At 41.7% G+C, this 2064-nt stretch carries 2 protein-coding genes; both read left to right on the top strand.

What is annotated here, in order from left to right; genetic code table 11:
* The first annotated feature begins 88 nt into the window (after positions 1-88).
* Entirely contained in the window at positions 89-922 is an 834-nt protein-coding gene (locus JIG41_RS07710; RefSeq protein ID WP_063528612.1) for a tyrosine-type recombinase/integrase, read from the top strand.
* The gene (locus JIG41_RS07705; protein ID WP_063528616.1) at positions 919-2007 is read left to right on the top strand and encodes an IS91 family transposase; all 1089 of its coding nucleotides are present in this window, start codon (positions 919-921) and stop codon (positions 2005-2007) included. The genes JIG41_RS07710 and JIG41_RS07705 overlap by 4 nt, the downstream gene beginning before the upstream one ends.
* Positions 2008-2064: the final 57 nt, after the last annotated feature.

Raw genomic sequence — 2064 nt, 5'->3', positions numbered from 1 at the left:
TGTTGAACTAAGCCGCTACGCGGAGATCCTATTCTTATAATTTGAGCCACACTTACCTTGGGGTTATCCCATAACTTGGAGGTAAGTCATGAATACACTCATTGAACAAGTCAAAACTGAAATAGCCTATCGTGGTTATTCGCAAAGTACATGTAAAAGCTACTGTGAACATTTACTAAAACTCAGTCATTATTTTAATAAACCGCTCGATTCGATTACTGATGAGGAACTTAACGCCTTTTTTAACGATCCTGCGATTCGTAAACTTTCTAGAGCAAGCCAAAAAATACAGATAAACAGTATTTGGTTCTTGTTTAAGAATATTTTACATCGGCCACTTAACTTAGATATTGTACTGCCAAAAGTAAAACTTCGCGCACCCACGTATTTATCGCGCGATGACATGCGACGGCTTATAGAAAGTTGCACCGATATGCGCTTAAAAACATTGATTATGGTGTGCTATGGGTGTGGCTTACGTATTAATGAACTGCTACGCATTAAAGTGCAAGATATCGATGGACAGCGTAAAACTATTTTAATTGAACAAGGTAAAGGGGATAAATCACGCTATGTGGTTGTATCAGATAGCGTGCTGGCTCAATTACGTTGTTATTGGAAAATGTATCACCCAACAGGTTGGATGTTCTATTCACGGTTATTAATGGATAAACCTATGTCAGCATCAACCTTCAGGAAGCCATTGAGAAAACATGCACAAGCGTGTGGCTTAAAGCACTGTAATCCACATACTTTACGCCATGCTTATGCAACACACCAACTTGAATCAGGTATGCCACTTCATCAACTGCAACATCAGCTTGGCCACAGTGATATTAAAACCACACAAAGTTACTTACATTGGTTACCAGAGTTAGGTCATGGCGGCATTGATTTGCTTGCGAGCTGGAGTAAACAATGAACGCCTTACACCTCGCTGATATTTTAAACTCAAGCTTTGAGAGTTATCGCCAACATCATACGGTGAGTTATCAACAACTGCGCGTGTGTCAGCACCTTCAATCATGCAGAACGGGTCAGCTCGGTTATCAAGCATGGCAATGTGATAGCTGTGGGGAGTCGCAAAAGATTGGATGTAGCTGTCGAGACCGTCATTGCCCGCGTTGCCAAGGCATGGCTACGGCTAAATGGGTGCAAAAACAGCAGGAGGATTTATTACCATGTAGGTATTTCCACCTTGTTTTTACACTCCCTCATGAGTTGAATATCATTGCTCACTATAACCCAAATGCGTTGTATCAGTGTTTATTTAAAGCGACATGGCAAACGCTAAGTAAATTTGCGAAACGGAAAAAGCATGGTCAGTTAGGCATGACAAGCGTACTGCATACGTGGGGGCAGAACTTAAGTCAGCATATCCACTTGCATTGTTTGATACCCGCAGGGGCGCTAAATAAAGCGCACTGGCATGAAATAGAAAAAGGCTATTTATACCCCGTAAAAGCGTTATCAACAGTCTTTAGGGGTAAAATGCTAGCGGAACTCAATGAATGCGATAGTTCATTCGCGAAGATAAACACCCCAACAAAGTGGTGTGTGTATAGCAAAGCCTGTTTAACGTACAGTGAAAAGCTAGTTAGTTACCTTGCTCGTTATACCCGAAAAGGCGTGATGTCAGAATCGCGATTAGTGTCAGCGACTGAAGAAACAGTGAGCTTTAAATACCGCGATTATGCAGATAACAACCGCGATAAAGTCATGACTCTGAGTTGTGATGAATTTTTACGGCGCTACTTACAACATGTATTGCCCAAAGGGTTTATGCGCATTCGCCACTATGGCTTTTTAGCTAATGCGTGTCGCAAGCGAAAGTTAGCATTAATAAGGTCACAAGAATCACACAGAGGTAAAGTGGAGAAGCTAAAGACAGAAAACGTAACACTGATACCGCATTGGCCTTGCCAGTCATGCAAGGTGGGTATTTTACGATTTATTGGTGTGATGAATTCAGATACGCCGACAAATGAAATAGTGCGAACGAGTTAGCAGCCTTGCTTGCTGCTTAAAATCAATGAGTTAACCTGCTTAATTGCTCAGGCTAAC

Origin of the sequence: Pseudoalteromonas sp. bablab_jr011 (assembly GCF_016464045.1) — a bacterium.
GTDB classification, from domain to species: domain Bacteria; phylum Pseudomonadota; class Gammaproteobacteria; order Enterobacterales; family Alteromonadaceae; genus Pseudoalteromonas; species Pseudoalteromonas lipolytica.
Note: the sequence above shows the minus strand (reverse complement) of the source record. Positions and strands in the feature narration are given on the sequence as shown.

Coding starts and splice junctions, on each gene's coding strand:
- JIG41_RS07705 (WP_063528616.1), top strand. CDS start 919: ATGAACGCCTTACACCTCGCTGATATTTTAAACTCAAGCTTTGAGAGT.
- JIG41_RS07710 (WP_063528612.1), top strand. CDS start 89: ATGAATACACTCATTGAACAAGTCAAAACTGAAATAGCCTATCGTGGT.